Origin of the sequence: Achromobacter sp. D10 (assembly GCF_035282245.1) — a bacterium.
GTDB lineage: Bacteria > Pseudomonadota > Gammaproteobacteria > Burkholderiales > Burkholderiaceae_B > Achromobacter > Achromobacter insolitus.
This window is the reverse complement of the sequence record NZ_JAYJLE010000001.1, coordinates 1,002,478-1,023,819: the sequence shown is the minus strand read 5'-3', so window position 1 is coordinate 1,023,819 and position 21,342 is coordinate 1,002,478. Positions and strand designations below refer to the sequence as shown.

General features: G+C 64.0%; 20 protein-coding genes. 2 read left to right on the top strand and 18 right to left on the bottom strand.

Annotation, left to right across the window (positions count from 1 at the left end; all coding sequences use genetic code 11):
- Positions 1-9: 9 nt before the first annotated feature.
- The 10 genes from atpD to VCS63_RS04865 all read right to left on the bottom strand — a co-directional run bounded on the left by atpD (position 10) and on the right by VCS63_RS04865 (position 9,983).
- Positions 10-1,410 carry a F0F1 ATP synthase subunit beta gene (gene atpD, locus VCS63_RS04910; protein WP_042795567.1) on the bottom strand — a complete coding sequence of 467 codons (1,401 nt, stop codon included), beginning with the start codon at positions 1,408-1,410 and terminating at the stop codon, positions 10-12.
- A 41-nt stretch (positions 1,411-1,451) separates the two neighbouring features.
- Positions 1,452-2,357, bottom strand: a complete 906-nt coding sequence (atpG, locus tag VCS63_RS04905) for a F0F1 ATP synthase subunit gamma (RefSeq protein ID WP_042795568.1) — start codon at positions 2,355-2,357, stop codon at positions 1,452-1,454.
- Positions 2,358-2,455: 98 nt separating this feature from the next.
- A complete protein-coding gene (atpA, locus tag VCS63_RS04900; RefSeq protein ID WP_042795569.1) occupies positions 2,456-3,997 on the bottom strand; it encodes a F0F1 ATP synthase subunit alpha in 1,542 nt (513 codons plus the stop codon).
- A 28-nt stretch (positions 3,998-4,025) separates the two neighbouring features.
- The gene (locus VCS63_RS04895; protein ID WP_063639303.1) at positions 4,026-4,565 is read right to left on the bottom strand and encodes a F0F1 ATP synthase subunit delta; all 540 of its coding nucleotides are present in this window, start codon (positions 4,563-4,565) and stop codon (positions 4,026-4,028) included.
- 12 nt (positions 4,566-4,577) lie between these two features.
- On the bottom strand, positions 4,578-5,048 hold the full coding sequence (locus VCS63_RS04890; protein WP_013391129.1) for a F0F1 ATP synthase subunit B: 471 nt from the start codon (positions 5,046-5,048) through the stop codon (positions 4,578-4,580).
- A 144-nt stretch (positions 5,049-5,192) separates the two neighbouring features.
- Positions 5,193-5,435: a F0F1 ATP synthase subunit C gene (gene atpE, locus VCS63_RS04885; protein WP_003815363.1), complete on the bottom strand. Its 243-nt coding sequence runs from the start codon at positions 5,433-5,435 to the stop codon at positions 5,193-5,195.
- A 118-nt stretch (positions 5,436-5,553) separates the two neighbouring features.
- Positions 5,554-6,435: a F0F1 ATP synthase subunit A gene (atpB, locus tag VCS63_RS04880; RefSeq protein WP_042795571.1), complete on the bottom strand. Its 882-nt coding sequence runs from the start codon at positions 6,433-6,435 to the stop codon at positions 5,554-5,556.
- 84 nt (positions 6,436-6,519) lie between these two features.
- Positions 6,520-6,936: an ATP synthase subunit I gene (locus VCS63_RS04875; RefSeq protein ID WP_042797433.1), complete on the bottom strand. Its 417-nt coding sequence runs from the start codon at positions 6,934-6,936 to the stop codon at positions 6,520-6,522.
- Between the two features lie 467 nt (positions 6,937-7,403).
- Entirely contained in the window at positions 7,404-8,954 is a 1,551-nt protein-coding gene (locus VCS63_RS04870) for a DUF1254 domain-containing protein (RefSeq protein ID WP_063961368.1), read from the bottom strand.
- A gap of 252 nt (positions 8,955-9,206) precedes the next feature.
- Complete coding sequence (locus tag VCS63_RS04865; protein ID WP_006386761.1) at positions 9,207-9,983, bottom strand: enoyl-CoA hydratase; 777 nt, start codon at positions 9,981-9,983, stop codon at positions 9,207-9,209.
- 31 nt (positions 9,984-10,014) lie between these two features.
- Between VCS63_RS04865 and VCS63_RS04860 the strand changes: the two genes are divergently transcribed.
- Positions 10,015-11,793, top strand: a complete 1,779-nt coding sequence (locus tag VCS63_RS04860; protein WP_416379179.1) for a M61 family metallopeptidase — start codon at positions 10,015-10,017, stop codon at positions 11,791-11,793.
- Between the two features lie 383 nt (positions 11,794-12,176).
- Here the strand turns inward: VCS63_RS04860 and VCS63_RS04855 are convergent, their stop codons facing one another.
- Positions 12,177-13,058: a LysR substrate-binding domain-containing protein gene (locus tag VCS63_RS04855; RefSeq protein ID WP_063639300.1), complete on the bottom strand. Its 882-nt coding sequence runs from the start codon at positions 13,056-13,058 to the stop codon at positions 12,177-12,179.
- A gap of 233 nt (positions 13,059-13,291) precedes the next feature.
- Between VCS63_RS04855 and VCS63_RS04850 the strand changes: the two genes are divergently transcribed.
- On the top strand, positions 13,292-14,053 hold the full coding sequence (locus tag VCS63_RS04850; RefSeq protein WP_323878627.1) for an Asp/Glu racemase: 762 nt from the start codon (positions 13,292-13,294) through the stop codon (positions 14,051-14,053).
- A gap of 16 nt (positions 14,054-14,069) precedes the next feature.
- Here VCS63_RS04850 and VCS63_RS04845 read toward each other — a convergent pair whose 3' ends face one another.
- The 7 genes from VCS63_RS04845 to urtD all read right to left on the bottom strand — a co-directional run bounded on the left by VCS63_RS04845 (position 14,070) and on the right by urtD (position 21,338).
- On the bottom strand, positions 14,070-14,699 hold the full coding sequence (locus VCS63_RS04845) for an ANTAR domain-containing response regulator (RefSeq protein WP_042795573.1): 630 nt from the start codon (positions 14,697-14,699) through the stop codon (positions 14,070-14,072).
- Entirely contained in the window at positions 14,699-15,853 is a 1,155-nt protein-coding gene (locus tag VCS63_RS04840; protein WP_042797434.1) for a transporter substrate-binding domain-containing protein, read from the bottom strand. Before VCS63_RS04840 ends, VCS63_RS04845 begins: the two co-directional genes overlap by 1 nt.
- Before the next feature lie 97 nt (positions 15,854-15,950).
- Complete coding sequence (locus VCS63_RS04835) at positions 15,951-17,930, bottom strand: nitric oxide reductase activation protein NorD (protein WP_323878623.1); 1,980 nt, start codon at positions 17,928-17,930, stop codon at positions 15,951-15,953.
- Between the two features lie 2 nt (positions 17,931-17,932).
- Positions 17,933-18,739 carry a CbbQ/NirQ/NorQ/GpvN family protein gene (locus VCS63_RS04830; protein ID WP_063639297.1) on the bottom strand — a complete coding sequence of 269 codons (807 nt, stop codon included), beginning with the start codon at positions 18,737-18,739 and terminating at the stop codon, positions 17,933-17,935.
- Positions 18,740-18,808: 69 nt separating this feature from the next.
- Positions 18,809-19,846 (bottom strand): aliphatic amidase, encoded by a 1,038-nt coding sequence (locus VCS63_RS04825; protein WP_042795576.1) that lies wholly within the window; start codon positions 19,844-19,846, stop codon positions 18,809-18,811.
- Positions 19,847-19,871: 25 nt separating this feature from the next.
- A complete protein-coding gene (gene urtE, locus VCS63_RS04820; protein ID WP_253636453.1) occupies positions 19,872-20,561 on the bottom strand; it encodes an urea ABC transporter ATP-binding subunit UrtE in 690 nt (229 codons plus the stop codon).
- A 15-nt stretch (positions 20,562-20,576) separates the two neighbouring features.
- The gene (gene urtD / locus VCS63_RS04815) at positions 20,577-21,338 is read right to left on the bottom strand and encodes an urea ABC transporter ATP-binding protein UrtD (protein WP_082884500.1); all 762 of its coding nucleotides are present in this window, start codon (positions 21,336-21,338) and stop codon (positions 20,577-20,579) included.
- Positions 21,339-21,342 lie beyond the last annotated feature (4 nt).

Genomic DNA, 21,342 nt, shown 5'->3' with positions numbered 1-21,342 from the left:
ATCGGTTCCTTATTGCAGTTTCTTGGCCTTCTCGAAGGCCTCGTCGATCGAGCCGACCATGTAGAAGGCCTGTTCCGGCAGCGCATCGCACTCGCCGTTCACGATCATCTTGAAACCACGGATGGTTTCGGCCAGCGGGACGTACTTGCCGGGCGAGCCGGTGAACACTTCCGCAACGTGGAACGGCTGCGACAGGAAGCGCTGGATCTTACGGGCGCGGGCCACGGCCTGCTTGTCTTCCGGCGACAGTTCGTCCATGCCCAGAATCGCGATGATGTCGCGCAGTTCCTTGTAGCGCTGCAGCGTTTGCTGCACGCCACGGGCAACGGCGTAGTGCTCTTCGCCCACGACTTGCGGGTCGAGCTGGCGGCTGGACGAATCCAGCGGATCCACGGCCGGGTAGATACCCAGGGCGGCGATGTCACGCGACAGCACGACGGTCGAGTCCAAGTGCTGGAAGGTCGTGGCAGGCGACGGGTCGGTCAAGTCGTCCGCAGGGACGTACACGGCCTGGATCGAGGTGATCGAGCCGGTCTTGGTCGACGTGATGCGCTCTTGCAGCTTACCCATTTCTTCGGCCAGCGTGGGCTGGTAACCCACCGCCGACGGCATACGGCCCAGCAGTGCGGACACTTCGGTACCGGCCAGGGTGTAGCGGTAGATGTTATCCACGAAGAACAGGATGTCGCGGCCTTCGTCGCGGAACTTCTCGGCCATGGTCAGGCCGGTCAGCGCCACGCGCAGACGGTTGCCCGGGGGTTCGTTCATCTGACCGAACACCATCGCAACCTTGTCCAGAACGTTCGACTCTTCCATTTCGTGGTAGAAGTCGTTGCCTTCACGGGTACGCTCACCCACGCCGGCGAACACCGACAAGCCGCTGTGCTGCTTGGCGATGTTGTTGATCAGTTCCATCATGTTGACGGTCTTGCCCACGCCGGCGCCGCCGAACAGGCCGACCTTACCGCCCTTGGCGAACGGGCAGACCAGGTCAATAACCTTGATGCCGGTTTCCAGCAGTTCCACCGACGGCGACAGTTCGTCGAAACGGGGAGCCGGCTGGTGAATGCCACGCTTCTCGTCGTGCTGGATCGGGCCAGCTTCGTCGATGGGACGGCCCAGCACGTCCATGATGCGGCCGAGCGTGCCGGTGCCGACGGGCACCGAGATCGGGGCGCCCGTGCCGGTGACTTTCATGCCGCGACGCAGACCGTCGCTGGAGCCCAGCGCAATGGTACGCACCACGCCGTCGCCCAGCTGCTGCTGCACTTCCAGCGTCAGACCCTTTTCGGCGAACGAGGAACCCTCGTCGGCCAGAGTAAGCGCTTCGTAGATCTTGGGCATTTGATCGCGGGGGAACTGAATATCCACCACGGCGCCGATGCACTGAACGATGGTTCCGTTGCTCATGTCGATTCCTTGCTTGATAGCTTTTGACGGGATGCCGCGCCTCAAACGGCGGCGGCGCCCCCTACGATTTCCGAAATTTCTTTGGTGATCGCGGCCTGACGGGTCTTGTTGTAGACCAGTTGCAGATCGCCGATGACCTTCTTGGCGTTGTCCGACGCCGCCTTCATGGCGACCATCCGGGCCGACTGCTCCGAAGCCATGTTCTCGGCCACGGCTTGGTACAGCAGGCCTTCAACGTAACGCTGCAGCAGGTCGTCGATCACGCTACGGGCGTCGGGTTCGTAGATGTAATCCCAGCTGTATTCCGACTTCACTTCCGAGGTCTTGGCCAGGTTCTCAGCACCCGTCTGGTACGGATCATCCAAACCGCTGGCCAACGGCAGCAGGCGCAAGAACATCGGCTCCTGCTTCATCGTGTTGACGAAGCGGGTCGAAGCGACGTACAGCGCGTCGATGCGGCCTTCCAGGTAGGCGTCCAGCTGCACCTTGATCGCGCCCAGCAGGCGGTCGAGTTGCGGCTTGTCGCCCAGTTGCACTTCCTGGGAAACCAGTTTGGCGCCGATGCGGGTCAGCACGCCCACGCCCTTGTTGCCGAAGGCGGTCGCTTGCACGGCGATGCCGTTCTTCTCGAACTCTTTCAGCTTGGCCAACGTCACGCGGGTGATGTTGGTGTTCAAGCCGCCGCACAGGCCCTTGTCGGTCGTGACCATGATCACGCCGACCGCCTTGACGTCGCGCTCGACCAGGTACGGGTGGCTGTATTCGGGGTTGGCCTGCATCAGGTGCGCAGCAATCTCGCGCACCTTGGTGGCGTACGGACGGCCAGCACGCATCCGTTCCTGCGCCTTGCGCATCTTGGATGCGGCGACCATTTCCATCGCCTTGGTGATCTTGCGCGTGTTTTGCACGCTCTTGATCTTGGTTCGGATTTCCTTAATTCCGGGCATTGCGCTTTCCTGTGAAGACTGGCCGATGGGTTCCGCTGGCGCCTCATCCATCCGGGAAGGATGGGTGAGGCGTCGCGGACGCCTAACCCATCACTTTCTTAAAAAGCACCGTGCTTCTTGAATTCCTGGATGGCGGCGGCCAATTCGGCTTCGTCATCCTTGGACAGTTCCTTGGTGTCTTCGATGCGCTGGATCAGGGCCGCATGCTTGGCCTTCAGTTGATCCTTCAGCGACTTCTCGAACGACAGCACTTGGGCCACGTCCACTTCATCCAGGTAGCCGTTGTTGACCGTATACAGCGTGACGGCCAGTTCCCACACTTGCAGCGGCTGGTACTGAGGCTGCTTGAGCAGTTCCACCACGCGCTTGCCGCGTTCCAGCTGGCGACGGGTCGCGTCGTCCAGGTCGGAAGCGAACTGCGCGAAGGCGGCCAGTTCACGGTACTGCGCCAAGTCGGTACGGATACCGCCGGACAGCTTCTTGACGACCTTGGTCTGAGCAGCGCCACCCACACGCGACACCGAGATACCGGCGTTGATAGCGGGACGGACACCGGCGTTGAACAGGTCGGTTTCCAGGAAGATCTGGCCGTCGGTGATCGAGATCACGTTGGTCGGAACGAAGGCCGAGACGTCGCCAGCCTGGGTTTCGATGATCGGCAGCGCGGTCAGCGAGCCGGTCTTGCCCTTGACGGCGCCTTCGGTGAACTTCTCGACGTACTCTTCGTTCACGCGGGCAGCGCGTTCCAGCAGGCGCGAGTGCAGGTAGAACACGTCGCCCGGGTAGGCTTCGCGGCCCGGCGGACGGCGCAGCAGCAGCGAGACCTGGCGGTAGGCCCAGGCTTGCTTGGTCAGGTCGTCATAGACGATCAGGGCGTCTTCGCCACGATCGCGGAAGTATTCGCCCATCGTGCAGCCGGCGTAGGCGGCCAGGTACTGCATGGCGGCCGAGTCGGAGGCCGAAGCGGCCACGACGATGGTGTATTCCATCGCGCCGTGCTCTTCCAGCTTGCGGACCACGTTGTTGATCGTGGAAGCCTTCTGGCCGATAGCGACGTACACGCAGGTGACGCCCTTGCCCTTCTGGCTGATGATGGTGTCGACAGCGACGGCGGTCTTGCCGGTCTGGCGGTCGCCAATGATCAGTTCGCGCTGGCCACGGCCGATGGGAACCATCGAGTCGATAGCCTTGATGCCGGTTTGCAGCGGCTGCGACACCGAGCGGCGGGCGATAACGCCAGGCGCCACTTTTTCGATGATGTCGGTAGCCTTGGCATTGACCGGGCCCTTGCCGTCGATCGGCTCGCCCAGGGTGTTGACCACGCGGCCCTTCAGTTCCGGACCGACCGGGACTTCCAGAATGCGGCCGGTCGTCTTGACCTGGTCGCCTTCGGAAACGCCCGTGTAGTCGCCGAGAATAACGGCGCCGACGGAATCACGCTCGAGGTTGAGCGCCAGACCGAAAACGTTGTTGGGGAATTCGAGCATTTCGCCCTGCATCACGTCGGACAAGCCGTGGATGCGGGTAATACCGTCGGTCACGGACACGACGGTGCCCTGAGTACGGACATCAGCCGAAGCGCCCAGGCCCTCGATGCGGCTCTTGAGCAGTTCGCTGATCTCGGAGGGATTGAGTTGCATATTGACTCCTGGAATCCTGTTAGTTGCCTTAAGCGGCGAGCTGATCGCGCATGCGGGCCAATTGGGCTTGTACGGAAGTATCGAGCACCTGGTCACCGACGGCCACGCGCACGCCGCCGATCAGCGACGGATCAACGGTGACGCTGGGCTTGAGCTTGAGGCCGAATTTTTGTTCGAGCGCGGTAACCAGCTCTTTGACCTGGGCATCGCTCAACTCGAACGCGCTGGTGATTTCCGCCTGCGCCGTGCCGTCGTGACGATTCCGCAGCGCCGCGAATTGCGTGGCGATGTCGGGCAGCAGCAGCAGCCGGTCGTTTTCGACCAGCAGCTCGATGAAATTGCGGGCGGCTTGAGGCAGTTCGGCCTTTACCAGGCCGGAGAACAGCTCGACGCGCTGCTTGTCGCCCAGACGCGGGTCGGCCATGGCCTCGCGCACATCGGGGTTGGAGGCGACCTGCGACAGTTCGCTGACCAGGTCGGACCAGGCCGGCAAGCCGGCCTTGTCGTCGCATGCCGCGCTGAAGAGCGCTTCAGCGTAGGGCCGGGCAACAGTGGAAAGTTCAGCCATGACGGTCCCGGATTAAAGCTGCGCGCGGAGCTGGTTCAGCAGCTCGGCGTGTGCGCGGGCGTCAACCTCGCGCTTGAGGATCTGTTCAGCACCCTTGACGGCCAGCGCAGCGACGTCGTCGCGCAGCAGGTCGCGGGCGCGCTGGACTTCCTGCGCGGCATCCTGGGCAGCCTGAGCCACGATACGGGCGCGCTCGGCTTCCGCTTCACGGCGGGCCTGCTCGATCAGGGAGGCGGCTTGCTTCTCGGCCTCGATGATGCGGGCGTGGTTTTCGGACTTGGCAGAAGCCTCGATCAGACTGACGCGCGCCTGGGCTTGAGCCAGATCGGCTTTGCCCTTCTCGGCGGCGGCCAGGCCGTCGGCGATTTTCTGGCGGCGCTCGTCCATCGCCTTCGTCAGGGGAGGCCACACGAATTTCATCGTGAACCAGCCCAGAACGAAGAACACGAGCATCTGGAAAATGATCGTCGCGTTCAGATTCACGGTCGTTCCTTTAACACCTTGCGGCTCCGACCGCACCCGGAAAGGGGCGTCACGGAGCACTCGATACTTTGCTTGGCGGCGACGGAGCTTGCACCCGCATCGCCGCCAGCGTCATGACCCGCCTTTTCGCCGGCGGGCGGTGCCTTAGCCGACGAACGGGTTGGCGAAGGCGAACAGCATGGCGATACCCACGCCGATCAGGAATGCCGCGTCGATCAGGCCAGCCAGCAGGAACATCTTCGTTTGCAGAGCGTTCATCAGTTCAGGCTGACGAGCCGAGGCTTCCAGATACTTGCCGCCCATCAGTGCGATGCCGATGCAAGCGCCGATAGCGCCCAGACCGATGATAAGACCGCAAGCGAGGGCAACGAAAGCGACGTTGGTCATGACAACTCCTTGGTTAGAAATCTGAAGTCAAAAATTAAAAAATAAGGGGTACTGCTCAATGCAAGATAATCTTGCTATCCCGTGCTGGCCGGGTGGCCAGCGCGGGAAATTCGGGGGATCAGTGGCCTTCGTGAGCCTGGCCGAGGTAAACCAGCGTCAGCATCATGAAGATGAAGGCCTGCAGCAGGACGATCAGGATGTGGAAGATCGCCCAGATGGAGCCGGCCAGGATGTGGCCGACGCCCAAGCCGATGCTGGAGGCGTTAAAGCCGGTCCAGGCGCCGCCCAGCAGGGCGATCAGCATGAAAATCAGTTCGCCGGCGAACATGTTGCCGAACAACCGCATGCCCAGCGACACGGACTTGGCGGCGTATTCGATCAGGTTCAGCAGCAGGTTGAACGGGGCCAGCACGATGGCGCCGATACCGTGCGCGTGGAACGGCGCGGTGAACAGTTCCTTGACGAAGCCGCCCGGGTGCTTGATCTTGATGCCGTAATAGAACATCAGCAGCAGCACGCCCAGCGACATGCCCATCGGCACGTTCAGGTCGGCGGTCGGCAGAATGCGGTGGTAGTAGAGCGGGTCGCCGTGCTCAGCGCCCAGGCCGGTGAGGCGCCAGATGGAGGGCAGCAGGTCGACAGGCAGCAGGTCCAGCGCGTTCATCAGGATGATCCAGAGGAACACGGTCAGGGCCAGCGGGGCGATGAAGAGGCGGCTCTTGGCATTGTGGACGATGCCCTTGGCCTGATCGTCGACCATGTCGACGATCATTTCCACGAAGGCCTGGAAACGGCCCGGAACGCCACTGGTGGCGCGGCGCGCGGCGCGCCACAGGAAGAAAATGACGATCAGACCCATCAGGCCCGACCAGAACAACGAGTCGTAGTTGATGATGTCGAACTGAGCGATAGCGCTCTGTTTCTCACCCGTATTGTTCAGATGCACCAGGTGGTGCTGAATATACGCGGACTGAGGCGACACGTCGCTGGCAGCAGCCATTTGAATCCTACCCTATTTGCTGTATGCCCGGCCCTTGCGAACCGGACGATTCCACGATTTCGTTTGCCGCAAACCTGCTCGGCGCTATGACAACTTGCGGAACATCATGAGCAGGAGATATCCCTTCAAGGTGAGTATCAGACCGAGCAGCACGGCAGGCCATACGAGGCTATCCTGCGCCACACGCGAAAGCAGCCACAACAGCAATGCCGTTGCGAACAACTTGATCAACTCACCAGAGAGAAAGGTAAAGGGACTGGCTTTACCGGTCCGTACGCTGACAGCAAGGCGCAATGCGAACAACGCATTGGGAATGAAATACGCTCCCGCCCCCGCCAGCGCCGACCAACCCGCCGCCGCCCCTCCGACAACCCCCGCAATCACTGCTGCTGCGAGCCCCATGGCACCTTGCGCTGCCAATGCCAACAGGAGCCCGCGGCTTGCTTGAGCATCCAGCGCCGCGCGATCCGCGTCACTGAGAACCAGAACTTTATCCGTCATGTCGTGGTCAAACACTGCTTGCCTATGACCGTGACCTTCAACCGGACCCTGCCGCACTTCCTGCTGCATGGAGTTCTGTTGCATCAAACTTCCTCGCTTTGCTTCTTGCCCCTATCAGAACCGGCGCTGCCTTGCTGCCTGTAGCTGCTGCCCGTAGCTGCCTCCCATAGCCGGCGTGCCGTGCTCTTGCACTGGCTTTCGCATTGATTCCAAAAGCATTTTCAATGCGCCACCCGCTACTTGTCAGCCGCTACGTGTTCTTATCCCGCAAGCGTCAAACCCGCAGAGTATAGCGTGATTCTTTTTACCCTAGCAAATGAACTTTCGGCCGTTTGTAAGGTGCAAACAACGCTTGGTTGGAACGAAATTAGGGACGCGAATCAGCTTGCGCGGCCTGCTGCGCAAACCCTGCGCGATGCAACGCGGCCTCCGCAATGGAGGCCGCGCTTTTTACCATCAAAACGGGATCAATCTTCCTTGACCGGCGGCGGCGCCCACTGGCCGTCCAGCGCCGTGTCCTGGGGCGAATACAGACGCATGCTGAGCAGGAATGGCGCATCGGCGGCAGGCGAGGCGATCCAGTTCGAGCGTTTGCGCTCGCCGGGATCGCGGCGCTGGATGTAGATATCTAGCGAACCGTCGGCGTTGTACTTCAGGCCGTCGGTGCTGCGCAGCACATAGCGGTTGGCCGGATTGTCGGCGAAGCCGTGCTTTTCGTCGTAGACGTGCAGCGACCAGAAAGCATTGGCCGGCGGCAGTTGCCCCTTGTCGAAATGCAGCACGTAGTCCTCATTGGAGTTCAGCGCGCGGCCCTTGGAATCCGACACGGTCACCGGATACAGCACATCCTCGGGCGTGGGCGCGCCCAGGCCTGCGTAGGCAATGGCGGCGCGGCGCGTGTAGTCCGTGCCATAGGTGCCGATCCCCGACAGGACCGTGCTCCAGCCGTTCATGGGCGTGCCCAGGCGCGACACTCCGTCGGCGATGCGCCGGCCCGCCAGCGGCTGCGCCTGCGTCAGGGCCTGCTGCACTGCCGGGCTCAGGCGGCCGTAGGAAAAAGGCTGCCGGCCATCCAGGCCGATGCGACGCATGCGGTCCAGGATCGGCGTGTCATTGGCGTGCGGCGGGTTGTTGCGCAGCACGTCGAAGAACAGCGTGAAGAACGAGGCTGCGTCCATGCCGGCGGCCTGTTCGGCCGGCGTGCCGTCGGGCACGGTCACGGGCATGGGCGGCGGCAGGTCGCTGCCGATCGGCGCCGAGCCGACGCCAGGCCCGGTCTGCGGATAGGCGCTACGGGAATTGCGCATGCCGGCGGGCCGGGTCGTGACGGTTGCAGCCAGCGGGCTGGCGGTCATGCCGGCCTGGATCTGGTTCACGGCCGCATAGTCCTGCGGACCGCCCGCCTGGGTCCAGCCGATCAGCCAGCCGGTGGCGGTGGGGCTATGGATCACGTCCATGCCGGGCGGCACGCTGCCCTGCCAGCCCGGACCGACGATCACGAACGACTGGGCGCCATTGCCATTGGTCCGCGTGCCGCGCGAGGCGAACACGTCGCTCCACATGTCCAGCGCCGACAACACTATATAGCGGTCGCCGGTCGCGGGCAGGTTCACGATCAGCGGCGCGCGCGACACGTCAAACCACAGACTGGAATACAACGCGTCGGCGCTGGGCCAGGGTGTGTCGCCCGCGCGCGGATCGGGGAAGGCGGCCTTGTGGCCGAACTGATTGACCGGCGCCTTGCCATCCAGTGGCGTCTGCACGGCCGTCGCCTTGCGGCGGGCCAATTCCATCAGGACCATCGGATAGGCGTAGACATAGGCGTCGATGGCGATATCGCGCAGCTCTTGCTCGCTCATCTGCGGCGCGGGCGCGGAGGCCGCCGGGTACGGCGTCTCGGACACCAGGCGCAGGGACGGACGCGGCGATTGCGCCTGGGCGGCGCTCAGGAAGCAGGCGCTCAGCGCACCGGCAAGGACCGCGGCGGACCACCGGCGGGTAGCGATAGATGTACGCATGCAAGGCTCCTTATTGATTTTGTCTGCAAGCGAGCCGCCGCGCCGGACTTGCCAGTTCGGGCAAGCCTCTCTGGCGCGGCACCTCGAGGTGACGCTTTTTCAGGATAGGACCGAACACTGCAACAAGGTGCTGCCGAACCGTTTCAAGGCGCAACGCCCGGGCGAGGAGTCGCGTAAAAGAAAACGCGCCCTGGCAGGGCGCGGGGGGCAAATCCAGAGTCGCCCGGGCAGCGGACCCGGGCGTAACAAGGATTAACGGTGTTTGAAGTCCGGTTTGCGCTTTTCAGTGAAAGCGGCCATCCCTTCCTTCTGGTCTTCCGTGGCGAACAGCGAATGGAACACGCGGCGCTCGAACAGCAGGCCCTCGTTCAGCGAACCCTCGAATGCGCGGTTGACGCATTCCTTGGCCATCATGACCGACGGCAGCGACATCGAGGCGATGACGGTGGCCGCGTCCATGGCCTCTTCCATGAGTTTGTCGGCCGCGACCACGCGCGACACGAGGCCGGCGCGTTCCGCTTCCTCGGCGCCCATCATGCGAGCGGTCAACGCCAGATCCATGGCCTTGGCCTTGCCCACCGCGCGCGGCAGGCGCTGGGTGCCGCCGGCGCCCGGGATCACGCCCAGCTTGATTTCGGGCTGGCCGAACTTGGCGGTATCGGCGGCGATGATGATGTCGCACATCATGGCCAGTTCGCAGCCGCCACCCAGGGCGTACCCGGCCACGGCGGCGATCACGGGCTTCCTGATGCGCTTGAGCGTTTCCCAGTTGCGCGTGATGTATTCGCTGCCATACACATCCATGTAGGACCAGTCTTTCATGGCGCCGATGTCGGCGCCGGCGGCGAAGGCCTTTTCGCTGCCGGTGATGACGACGGCGCCGATATCGGCGTCGGCTTCAAACGCCAGCAGCGCCGCGCCGAGCTCATTCATCAGTTGATCGTTCAAGGCGTTCAGGGCCTTGGGGCGGTTCAGCGTCAGCAGGCCGACGCGGCCCCGGGTTTCGACCAGCACAAACGACTCGCTCATTGATGTCTCCGAAGAAGTATGAAAGTAAGATATGGCCATGGAAAAAGACAACGCTCTGCCGCTACTTTACCGCCTTGCGCCCCACGATCCGGCCGGACACCGCTACCGGATAACCCTAAGCATCGCAGCCCCCTCCCCCGACGGTCAGCGCCTGTCGCTGCCGGCCTGGATTCCGGGCAGCTACCTGATCCGGGATTTCTCCCGCCAGATTGAATCGCTGACGGCCCATTCGGGCACGCGACGCGTGCCTGTCGACAAGCTCGACAACCACACCTGGCAAGCCGCGCCCTGCGAGGGTCCGCTGCGCGTGGAGTATGAGGTTTACGCCTGGGACCTGTCGGTGCGCGGCGCGCATCTGGATGAAACCCACGGCTTCTTCAACGGCACCAGCGTGTTCCTGCGCGTACACGGCCAGGACCATCTGCCCTGCCTGATAGACCTGGCACCGCCACGCTCGACTCCAGACTGGAAGGTCTACACCAGCCTGCCGGAAGCCCGCGGCCACAAGGGCGCCGCCCGCCGTCACGGCTTCGGGCTTTATCTGGCACCGGACTACGACGCGCTGATCGACCATCCGGTGGAAATGGGCACGCCCCAGGTGTCGCGCTTTGTGGCGCACGGCGCCGAGCACGAACTGGTGTTCACCGGGGTCGCGCCCAATCTGGACCTGGCCCGCATCACCGAAGACGTGCGCAAGATCTGCGAAACCCAGATCGCATTCTTCGAGCCGCGCAGCAAGCGCGCACCCTTCCTGGACAGTTCAGACCGCTACGTATTCATGACCATGGTCACGGGCGACGGCTATGGCGGACTGGAGCATCGTGCCAGCACGGCGCTGATGACCGCCCGCAAGGACTTGCCCGTAATCGGCCAACAGGGTCAGGGCGAAGGCTACCGCGGCTTTCTGGGCCTGGTGAGCCACGAGTATTTCCATACGTGGAACGTCAAGCGGATCAAGCCCGAAGCCTTTGTTCCCTACGATCTTTCGCAACCCGACCTGACGCGGCTGCTGTGGGTGTTCGAAGGATTCACGTCTTATTACGACGATCTGCTGCTGCTGCGTTCGGGCGCGATCACGCAACCCGACTACCTGCGCCTGCTCGCCAAGACCATCACCAGCGTCGCGCGCACGCCGGGCCGCAAGAAGCAATCGGTGGCGGAGAGTTCCTTCGACGCCTGGACTCGCTATTACAAGCAGGACGAAAACTCGCCGAACTCCCTGGTCAGCTATTACACCAAGGGCGCGCTGGTGGCGTTGGGACTGGATCTGCTGATCCGCCGGGAAACGGACGGCGCGCGCTCGCTGGACGACGTGATGCGTCTGCTGTGGAGCCGCTATGGGCGTGACTTCTACCAGGGCAAGCCGCAAGGGTTGCCGGAGGATGGACTGCCGGCGCTGATTCTGGAAGCCACGGGCGTGGACACGCGCCGCTTTATCGCGCGCCACGCCTACGGGACGGCGGATGTGCCTTTGGCGGAACTGCTGGAGCCCCAGGGCATCAAGCTGCAATGGAAGCCCACGGCCAATATTCCTTCACTGGATGTGCGTACGCGCAAGCAGGGAGAATCGCTGGTGCTGGCCACGGTGCTGGAAGGCGGTGCGGGGCACAAGGGTGGATTGTCGGCCGGGGATGTGCTGGTGGCGGTGGATGGCTTGCGGGTGGATGCGCCGGCCGGGCTGGAACTGCTGTTGGCGCAGTACCGGGCGGGAGATCGCGTGACCGTGCATGTGTTCCGGCGGGATGAGTTGCGGGAGTTCCGGGTGCGGTTGGGTGCGCCGGAGGCGTTGGATTGTGTGTTGACGAGTTGAGATTGCGGGTTTTTTGGGAGGGTCCGTCTTTGGGCGGCCCTTTTTTCTTGGTCCGTCCGGCACGGCGGCCCGCCCGGTGGCGCAGGGCAACGATTGCGGTCCGGAGCCTTCGCTCCGGACTGCCCCTGCGTCATCGTCCGCCTTCGGCTCCCTACGGATTCCCTTGGGCTTATCGACGCCCCGCGCCCCCGGGCGGGCCGCCGCGCCAGACTCGGTTGTTTGAATCTTCGCGAACGCCGGGACGTATCGTGTGCTTCGGGTTCTCGCCTCGGTCTGCTATGGCGGCGAAGATCTTGCGGGGCCCGCCCCCGGCCGGCCGCGCGGGCGGCCTTTGGGGGCTTACGCAAGGTCTTGCAGTTTCGGAGGACGCTGCGCGGTTGCCATCATGCCTCCTTCATTTGCGCGGCGGTTTGCAGGAACGTATCCAGCGCTCGTCTACGTCCTTGCCGACGGGTCACGGCGTAGACCATGGCGCGGGCGATGTCGGCGGGCAGCGTGCAGACGGCAATGCGGTCGGTAGCGTGGCGGCACGTGGAGCGCGGGACCAGGGCCACCCCCAAGCCTGCGGCAACCAAGGCCAGTTGCGCCGGGACTTCGGCGACCGTTTGCGCGACTGACAGGGTCACGCCAGCGCGGGCGCAGGTCTGGGCCAGAGCTCGGGCAAACGCGGAGGTGTCCTGGCGCAGCATGACGAAAGCGTCGCCCGCAAGGTCGCTCAGTTCCAGCCGCTTGCGTGTCGCCAGAGTATGGCCCTTGGGGAGCACGGCCACGACGGGATCGGGCCATAGGGGGATGGACTGCAGTTCCTCGTCGTCGACGGCGGTGCGGGAGATGCTGACGTCGATGCGGTGCCCACGCAGCGCGTCCAGTTGCGCGGCGGGGTTCATTTCGTTGAGCAGGACCGAGACCTGGGGATGGGAGGCTTTGTAGCGGGCGATCAGCGCCGGCACGGGGCCCATGAAGTGCGAACCGGACAGGCCGACCTCGATGCGGCCGGCCAGGCCCTGGTCCACGGCGCGGGCACGCACGGTGGCGTCTTTCAGGCTGGTGAGCAGCGCGCGCACGTCGTTCAGGAAGGCTTCGCCGGCCTCGGTCAGGGTTACGCGACGGTTGTTGCGGTCGAACAGCTTGACCTCGAGTTCGCGCTCCAGTTGCGCGATCTGCAGGCTGAGCGGCGGTTGCGAAATATGCAGGCGCGCCGCGGCCCGGGTGAAGTTCAGCTCTTCGGCCAGCACGGCGAAATAACGGAGTTGGCGGATTTCCATGGCGGCCAGTTATTTGGAAAAGATATCAAACCAGATAAAAACTATATTGGAAAATATCGTTCCCGGCGACCAGAATAAGTCTTGCCAATAGTGCACACGACAACATCCGGGGACCTGCAACAAGACAAGCGCGTGCCGTCGCAGGCACTGCCCCCGTGATACCCGCATTTCGCAGCTGGCTGCCCGCGCACCGCGGCGAGCCGGCCCTCTTACGCCTTCCGAGGAGCATCGCCATGACCACATCTCCCCGCGCCCTGCGCATCGGCCAGATCGTGCCCAGTTCCAACACCACCATGGAAACGGAAATCCCGGCCATGTTGCGCCTGCGCGAGACCATCGCGCCCGAGCGCTTCACGTTCCACTCCAGCCGCATGCGCATGAAACAGGTGACGGCTGCGGAACTGGCTTCGATGGACCGCGAGTCCGACCGTTGCGCGCAGGAGTTGTCCGACGCGCGCGTGGACGTGCTGGGTTACGCCTGCCTGGTGGCGATCATGAGCCAGGGCCTGGGCTACCACCGCGTTTCGCAAGAGCGCCTGCACCAGGCCACCGTGGACAACGGCGCGCCGGCGCCGGTGATCTCCAGCGCCGGAGCGCTCGTAGAGGGCCTGCACGCCATTGGCGCGCGCAAGGTCTCCATCCTGACGCCTTACATGAAGCCGCTGACCAAGCTGGTGGTGGACTACATCGAAAACGAAGGCATCGAAGTGCAGGACAGCCTGTCTCTGGAAATTCCCGACAATCTGAAGGTCGGCGCGCAGGATCCGATGGCACCGGCCAGCCATGTAGAGCGCCTGAACACGCGCGGCGTCGATGCCGTGGTGCTGTCCGCCTGCGTGCAAATGCCATCGCTGGCGTCGATCCAGCCGGTACAGGACCGCCTGGGCCTGCCGGTGTTGACCGCAGCCGCGGCAACGGTCTACCGGATGTTGAAGGTGCTGGACCTGGAAGCGCGCGTGCCCAACGCGGGCGAACTGCTCACGGGCAAGTACTAAGCCCGCGCGGCGCGTCCTACTTGCCCAGCGACAGGATCTCGTTGGCGTTGACGATGGCGCCCGCGATCTCCTCGGTGGTGACGCGCTTATTCATGGCTTGCTCGCGGATCAGGTCGTAGGCCTGATCCTCGGTGACGTTGCGCGTGCGCATGAGGATGCTCTTGGCTTCCGCGATGCGGCGCACGCCCAGGAGCTTGCCCTCGAGCTTACGCAGGCGCCGGGCATGCGACTTGATGTCGTCGTATACCTGGCGCGCCACCACCAGCGAAGACAAGAGGCCGAATGAGCGCACCGGCGACGGCAACACCGCCTTTGCGCCGATGCGCAGCACCGCCTCGACGATGGTCGGATTCTCGTACGTGACAATAGCGATGACCATGGGCGCGTCTTCGCTCTTGGCCCATTCGAACCCCAGGTCTATTACGTCAGGACGCACTGCCAGGAACACGGCATCCAGCCCCACCGGCAACGTGGGCGCCGGCGGCCAGAAGGTCTGGACCTGGCAGCCTATCCGTTGCAACTGCTGCGTCAATTGGCGGCCGTCGGCATCGTCGGGATGATAGACGGCGATCCGCAGCGTGCGCAGGTCCTTGAGCAAGGAAGGCGTCGCGCGCTCCGCGCGTTGGCGGCTGGCGGTATCGCCCATCAGATATCCAGCGAGCTCAAGGTGGCCGTCCAATCGCCCAGCGAATGGGTGACCAGGTACGGATCGGGATGCACGGGCCGCGTAGCCTCGCGCACGATGGTGAACTGGCCCTTGGCGTTGACCCGGCCGACACGGGGATACAGGCAGGTGTGGTGATTGGTCGGGTCGATGCGCACGCGGCCTTGCGGCGCCTGGAATTCGCTTTGCAGCACTCGCGGCAGGATCTGCGCGATTTCGTCGGTGCCGGTGTCGCGAAAGGCGTTGGCGAAGATGTGCATCTGGAAATATGCCGCTTCCCAGCAAAGGTTGGGCACGCAGTCGTGGCCGAAGCGCCGGCGCAAGCGTTCCAGGCAACGCCGATTGATGTCTGAATCAATGGACTGGAAGTAAGGCGCGGAGGTGAAGTGGCCGGCCGCCACCTCGGGTTCCATCTGGGAGATTTCCGCCTCGGACGTCGTCAGGCTGGCGATAGGCATCGTCTTCGGATCGAAGCCCGCGTCCGCGTAGGCGCGATACAGGCAGGCCGTGGAGTTACCCACCACGGTGGAGAAAATGAAGTCCGGCCGCTTGTTGCGGATGTCGTCCAGGATCTCCCGGTAGTCGCGTTCCGTCGCGGTCAAGGGCACGTAGCGTTCGCCGAGCTTGGCGCTGTCCTGCCGTTGCAGCACCAGCTCGCCCATGATGCGATTGGACTCGTAGGGATAGATGTAGTCCGACCCGATCAGATAGACCCGGGCGCCGAAGTTCGCGGTCATGAACTCCGCCAACTGCACGCTGTTCTGGTTCGGCGCGGCGCCGGTGTAGATGATGTTGTTCGAGAACTCGAACCCTTCGTACAGGGTCGGATAGAACAGCAGGCGGTTCCACTTTTCGACCACGGGCAGCACCGCCTTGCGGCTGCTGGACATATAACAGCCGAATATGACGTTCACGCGGTCTTGCGTGATCAGTCGTTCCGCCAGCACGCTGTAGGTGGCGGGATCCGACCTCGGGTCGTACCGCAGCGGCACGATTTCGCGGCCATCGACCCCGCCCGCCTCATTGATCTCGTCGATGGCCAGCAAGGTGCCATGCAATTGGGACCGGCCTATCGTCGATGTGGCCCCTGTTTCGGAAAACAACACGCCTACGCGGATAGGATCTTTGTTTGCCATGATCGAGACGGCCGCTGCCGCGGCCATCCATCCTTTTTCGAGTTCATCAGTTTCAGCACAGTCGCAGCCGCCGTCAACACGTGGATTCCTGGGGTCGTCATTGCGCTGTCCTGGCATACGCACGAACCAAAGCCTGCGGCAACGCCGCCGGATTCGTCACGATGCGGTAGCCGCGGAACCCGAACATGGCGCGTAGCTGGGGCTCGGCTTTCGCGTCCAGCGCCACGCAATACACGCTCACCCCCTGGCGGCGCAGGTCCAGCACCGCCTCGCGCGCGTCGTCCGTCAGATAGCGCGGATCATGCGCATCGACATCGGAAGGCTCGCCATCGGTCACGACGATGATGGCGCGCCGCTCTCCCGGAACGAGCAGCACCTGCGCGCCGGCATGCCGCAACGCTGCGCCCAGGCGCGTCGAGTAGCGGGCCTGGGCCGCGCCGATGCGATCCAACGCCGCGGCTACGAGGTCGCCGGCATCCAGCAAACGGTAGTAGTACACAGCCGACCGCGTATCCGAGCAGAATCCATGCACGGCGATCCGGTCGCCTTCTCCGGATGTCGCCTGCGCCAGCAACATCGCCGCCTGCTTCTCGAGGTCCAGCACCGTGACGCCGCCATCCGCCGCCCGGTCATTGGCGGATGCCGAAAGATCCAACAGCACCAGGGTGCTGCTGGCGCAGGGCTGGCTCCCTGGCCGCATGAAGAAACGCGCGTCCGGGGCCAGATCCAGGCGCCGGTCGATAAGGACCTCTATCGCGGCGTTCAGGTCGATATCATCCCCTTCCCACTGCCGCCTCAGGCGGCGCGCGCGGCTCAGCCGGCGCGACTGCGGCAAGGCCAGGCGGTGAGCGCGACCGGCCGGCGTGGGCGGCGAAGCGCCACTCCAACCAGGCAGCTTCTCGATCACGGTGCACCAGTCCGGGCGGTTGCGACCCAGCTTGTAATCCCATTCGGGATAGCGATAGCGGCCCAACTCCGTTTCTCCGCCGGCTTGCGGAAGGCCCTCCTGGTCCTGCGGCGCCGCATCGCCACGCTGGGGCGCGATCCCTTGCGTGCCCAAGGCCAGCGCGGGCGGCGGCTCGGCCGCATCCCCGTAATTCCACAGATAGGCGTTGTCGTCACGGTAGGGAACCGGCACGGCGTACTGCTGCGGATTGAAGCGCACCCGCATCTGGCCCAGATCGTTCGCGAGTATCGACGCCAGGCCGCGAAAAGCCGCCACATCGCGCAGATTGGCTGACTGCGCCTCGAACAGCATCCGCGCCTTGTTCACCCAATGGTTGTCATCGCGCAGCGTCGGGTCCATCAACAGCCGGCTCATGCGTTGCACCAGCGCTGCGAACCCCAGGTCGGCCGGCTCGGGCGGAGGCGGCACGAAAGGCAGGAACCAGCGGCGCACGCCGGGATAGTCCGCCATCAGCAGCCGCTCCACCCGCGCATCCTCGATGGCGGATACGACTGCCACGCCCATGGGTTTCAGGCTCAGGACCGGCTGAGCCGCCGGCGAGTAACGCAGATGGGCCGCTGCATGCGCGACGGCGGCGCGATACAGCGCCCAGCGGTCGGCGCCGTCCAGCACGGTATAGCTGTCCGGCACCAACAGGTGGGCCTGCGCAAGAATGGGACGCGAGGGCGGACCGTCCAGCGCCGGACGCCGCAAGGCCTCGACGGTCATCGCCCTGCCCGACAGGCCGCACAGCAGCCATGACAGCCTCGCCTGCGCGGCTTCCAGCTCCTGCGCGCCCGCCTCGCCATTCAAAGCCTCGCGGGCGTAGGCGTCGCGCAACTCGAAGTAGGCGCGCAGGGGGCCAGGCTGACGTTCATAGCGTCTCAGGCCTGCCAGCATCCAGCGCCCCAGCCCGCCGGCCGTAAGCGTGGCCATCAGCTGGTCAAGCCGGTCAACCACCGCCGCGCCGCATTCGGCGTCCTCTTGGTACAGCGCTTCAATCCAACGTCGAGCCTCGGCCGCCTGATCCTCGCCGCTGCGCGCAGCCAGGCGACGCAGCTTTTCGTCCAGCGCGCCTGTCAGGCGACCGCCGGTGCCGGCCCCTTCCCCCTGGGACAGGACGATTCGCATGTTCATTCCAGGTTTGCGTCGACCAGCGCGCTCAGCGCCGCCGCCATGTCAGGATCATCGGTCAGGGCACGCGTCATCGTCATGTCGCAGCTCTCGGCGGGGCTGACGCCGTCGCGGATCAAGATGCCGGCGTAGATCAGCATGCGGGTCGATACTCCTTCGTCCAGGCCGTGGCGCTTGAGCTCGCGCGAACTATGCGCGATCCGCACCAACCGGTCCGCCAGCTCAGCATCGATCCCGGCTTCGTGCGCCACGATTTCCGCCTCGCGCGCGGGCTCCGGATAATCGAAATCCAGCGCGACGAAGCGCTGCCGTGTGGAAGGCTTGAGATCCTTGGCGCTGCTCTGGTAGCCGGGGTTGTACGAGACCACCAACTGGAAATCAGGATGGGCCCGCACCACCTCGCCCTTCTTGTCCAGAGGCAGGATGCGCCGCGCATCGGTCAGCGGATGGATGACCACCGTGGTGTCCTGGCGGGCTTCAACAATCTCGTCCAGGTAGCAGATGCCGCCATGGCGCACCGCCAAGGTCAGCGGGCCGTCGTGCCACGCGGTGCCGTCCGCATCCAGCAGATAGCGGCCGACCAGATCGGAGGCCGTCATATCCTCGTTGCATGCCAGCGTGACCAGCGGACGGCCCAGCTTCCAGGCCATGTATTCCACGAAGCGTGTCTTGCCGCAGCCGGTGGGCCCCTTCAGGATCATGGGCAACCGATGCGCGTATGCATGCTCATACAGCGCGGTTTCCCGCCCCGTGGAGCGATAGAAGGGTTCTTGCGCAATCCGGTAGGTATCGAGCGGAGACGGCACGGTTCAAGTCCTCGGCAAGCGCCCGTCCAGCGAGGGAGGCCGGACGGACGGGATAGTGGGCAAGCGCGCCTAGCGATGCTTGGCGGCCTCGTTGGGAATGCCGTCCATGGGGCACTCCGGCGTGCCCACCGTGGACCGGGTGAAGGACTCGACCATCTTGCGCGTGCCCTCCGGATCGTTGATCCAGTTGGCGTAGAAGTTGTATGGGCAGGCCGCGACGCCTGTGGCTTCTTCGCCCGAATTGATCTTGCCGGTGTAGCCGCGGTGCACCAGCTTGAACAGATGGTTCTGCGACTGCATGTTCTTGCGCGCGTCGCGAATCAGGCTGGTGGAGAGCTCCGCGTACTGCACGCCCATGTCTTCCTCGCCGCATTCGCCCAGCGTGCGGCCGTCAAAGCCAATGATGGCGGAATGGCCGAAATAGGAGTAGACGCCGTCGAAGCCGGCGGCATTGGCCACCGCCACGTAGACGTTGTTCATCCACGCCATGGCCTTGGACACCATGACCTGCTGGTCCTTGGCGGGGTACATATAGCCCTGGCAGCGCACGATCAGTTCGGCGCCGCGCATGGCGCAGTCGCGCCAGATCTCCGGATAATTGCCGTCGTCGCAGATGATGAGGCTGATCTTCAGGCCTTTGGGACCTTCCGATACATAGGTGCAGTCGCCCGGGTACCAGCCCTCTATCGGCACCCACGGCATGATCTTGCGGTACTTCTGCACGATCTCGCCCTTGTTGTTCATCAGGATGAGCGTGTTGTACGGCGCCTTGTTCGGATGCTCTTCATGGCGCTCTCCCGTCAGCGAGAACACGCCCCACACGTTGGCCTTGCGGCAGGCATCGGCGAACACCGCGGTCTCTTCGCCCGGAATCGCCGACGCGGTTTCGTACATTTCCTTGGCGTCGTACATGATGCCGTGGGTGGAGTACTCGGGGAAAATGACCAGATCCATTCCGGGCAGGCCGCGCTTCATGCCCACGACCATGTCGGCGATCTTGCGGGCGTTCTCCATCACCTCCGCTCGGGTATGCAGCCGCGGCATCTTGTAGTTCACGACGGCCACGCCCACGCAATCGTTGCTGCTGGAGATATCTCCGTGTCTCATGACAATGCTCCTCGGTGATTGACGGTCATACCGTCAGGAAAGATCTGACTTTGTCCTGGTCGAGGCTCTCGCGGCAGGCCTCGTGCACGATTCGGCCCCGGTCGATCACCAGGAACCGGTCGGCCAGATCCAAAGCGAAACTCAGCATCTGCTCCGACACGACGATGGCGAAGCCGCGCTCCTCGCGCAACGCGTTCAAGACCCGCGCGATGTCCTTGATGATGGAAGGCTGGATGCCCTCGGTGGGCTCGTCCAGGATCAGGACGCGCGGGTTGGAAATCAGCGCCCTGGCAATCGCCAGTTGCTGTTGTTGTCCTCCGGACAGATTGCCGCCCTTGCGCCGCCGCATCTCCTGCAACACAGGGAAAAAACGGTATAGGTAATCCGGCACGGCTTTCAGTCCGCTGCGTTCGGCGCCCGCCAGGATGTTCTGCTCCACGGTCAGGAACGGAAAGATCATCCTGCCCTGAGGCACGAAGGCCAGGCCGTTGCGCACGCGCTGGTAGCTCTCCATGCCCGCCAACTCCACGCCGTCCAGCCGTATGCTGCCCGAGCCCGAGCGCAGCATGCCGATCAGTGCCTTGAGCAAGGTTGTCTTGCCCATGCCGTTGCGGCCCATGATGGCCACGGATTCCCGCGGCGCCACGTCGAAGCACACGTCGTGGACGACATGGGACTCCCCGTAACTCACGTTCAGCCTGTCGATCTGAAACATGGCGCATCCTCCTCTTCAATGGCCCAGGTACACGTCCAGTACGCGGGGATCGGCCTGCACCTCGGCCACCGTGCCCTCGCTCAGCAAACGCCCCTGATGCAACACGGTGACTTTGTGCGCGATGCGCTTGACGAAGTCCATGTCATGTTCGATGACCACCATCGATTTTCCGCGCGAGATACGCGCCAGCAATTCCGCCGTCTGTTCGCGTTCGCGCGGGCTCATGCCGGCCACGGGCTCGTCCAGCAACAGCAACTGCGGGTTCTGCATCAGCAGCATGCCGATCTCCAGCCATTGCTTCTGGCCATGGCTCAGCCGTCCCGCCTTCTCCGCCAGGCGGTCTTCCAGGAACACCTGTCCAGCCATGTCCTGAATGCGTTCGCGGATTTCCTGCGTGCGCCGAAACCGCAGCGAACGAACCACCCCGTGCGCGTTAGGCAGCGAGATCTCGAAGTTCTCCAGCACCGTCAGGTCCTCGTAGACCGAGGGCGTCTGGAACTTGCGCCCCACGCCGGCGCGCACGATGTCGAATTCCGCCATCCGCACCAGGTCGCGGCCCTGGAACATCACGCGGCCCGCGGACGGCCTGGTCTTGCCGCAGATAATGTCCAGCAGCGTGGTCTTGCCCGCGCCATTCGGGCCGATGATGACGCGCAGCTCATCCTGCGCCACACGCAGGCTCAGGCCGTCCACTGCCCGGAATCCATCGAACGAAACGGTCAGCTCCTCGACGCTCAGGATGGCGCCAGGCGCCGGGCGGTCGCTGCTCATATTCATGCTG

What these genes read in the sequence shown, in the direction of transcription:
- atpE (WP_003815363.1), bottom strand. Translation starts at nt 5,435, where the DNA reads ATGACCAACGTCGCTTTCGTTGCCCTCGCTTGCGGTCTTATCATCGGT.
- atpA (WP_042795569.1), bottom strand. Translation starts at nt 3,997, where the DNA reads ATGCAACTCAATCCCTCCGAGATCAGCGAACTGCTCAAGAGCCGCATC.
- VCS63_RS04860 (WP_416379179.1), top strand. Translation starts at nt 10,015, where the DNA reads ATGGCCATGGAAAAAGACAACGCTCTGCCGCTACTTTACCGCCTTGCG.
- VCS63_RS04850 (WP_323878627.1), top strand. Translation starts at nt 13,292, where the DNA reads ATGACCACATCTCCCCGCGCCCTGCGCATCGGCCAGATCGTGCCCAGT.
- VCS63_RS04855 (WP_063639300.1), bottom strand. Translation starts at nt 13,058, where the DNA reads ATGGAAATCCGCCAACTCCGTTATTTCGCCGTGCTGGCCGAAGAGCTG.
- atpG (WP_042795568.1), bottom strand. Translation starts at nt 2,357, where the DNA reads ATGCCCGGAATTAAGGAAATCCGAACCAAGATCAAGAGCGTGCAAAAC.
- urtD (WP_082884500.1), bottom strand. Translation starts at nt 21,338, where the DNA reads ATGAATATGAGCAGCGACCGCCCGGCGCCTGGCGCCATCCTGAGCGTC.
- VCS63_RS04865 (WP_006386761.1), bottom strand. Translation starts at nt 9,983, where the DNA reads ATGAGCGAGTCGTTTGTGCTGGTCGAAACCCGGGGCCGCGTCGGCCTG.
- VCS63_RS04870 (WP_063961368.1), bottom strand. Translation starts at nt 8,954, where the DNA reads ATGCGTACATCTATCGCTACCCGCCGGTGGTCCGCCGCGGTCCTTGCC.
- VCS63_RS04840 (WP_042797434.1), bottom strand. Translation starts at nt 15,853, where the DNA reads ATGGCAAACAAAGATCCTATCCGCGTAGGCGTGTTGTTTTCCGAAACA.
- VCS63_RS04835 (WP_323878623.1), bottom strand. Translation starts at nt 17,930, where the DNA reads ATGCGAATCGTCCTGTCCCAGGGGGAAGGGGCCGGCACCGGCGGTCGC.
- atpB (WP_042795571.1), bottom strand. Translation starts at nt 6,435, where the DNA reads ATGGCTGCTGCCAGCGACGTGTCGCCTCAGTCCGCGTATATTCAGCAC.
- atpD (WP_042795567.1), bottom strand. Translation starts at nt 1,410, where the DNA reads ATGAGCAACGGAACCATCGTTCAGTGCATCGGCGCCGTGGTGGATATT.
- VCS63_RS04895 (WP_063639303.1), bottom strand. Translation starts at nt 4,565, where the DNA reads ATGGCTGAACTTTCCACTGTTGCCCGGCCCTACGCTGAAGCGCTCTTC.
- VCS63_RS04875 (WP_042797433.1), bottom strand. Translation starts at nt 6,936, where the DNA reads ATGACGGATAAAGTTCTGGTTCTCAGTGACGCGGATCGCGCGGCGCTG.
- VCS63_RS04845 (WP_042795573.1), bottom strand. Translation starts at nt 14,699, where the DNA reads ATGGGCGATACCGCCAGCCGCCAACGCGCGGAGCGCGCGACGCCTTCC.
- VCS63_RS04825 (WP_042795576.1), bottom strand. Translation starts at nt 19,846, where the DNA reads ATGAGACACGGAGATATCTCCAGCAGCAACGATTGCGTGGGCGTGGCC.
- urtE (WP_253636453.1), bottom strand. Translation starts at nt 20,561, where the DNA reads ATGTTTCAGATCGACAGGCTGAACGTGAGTTACGGGGAGTCCCATGTC.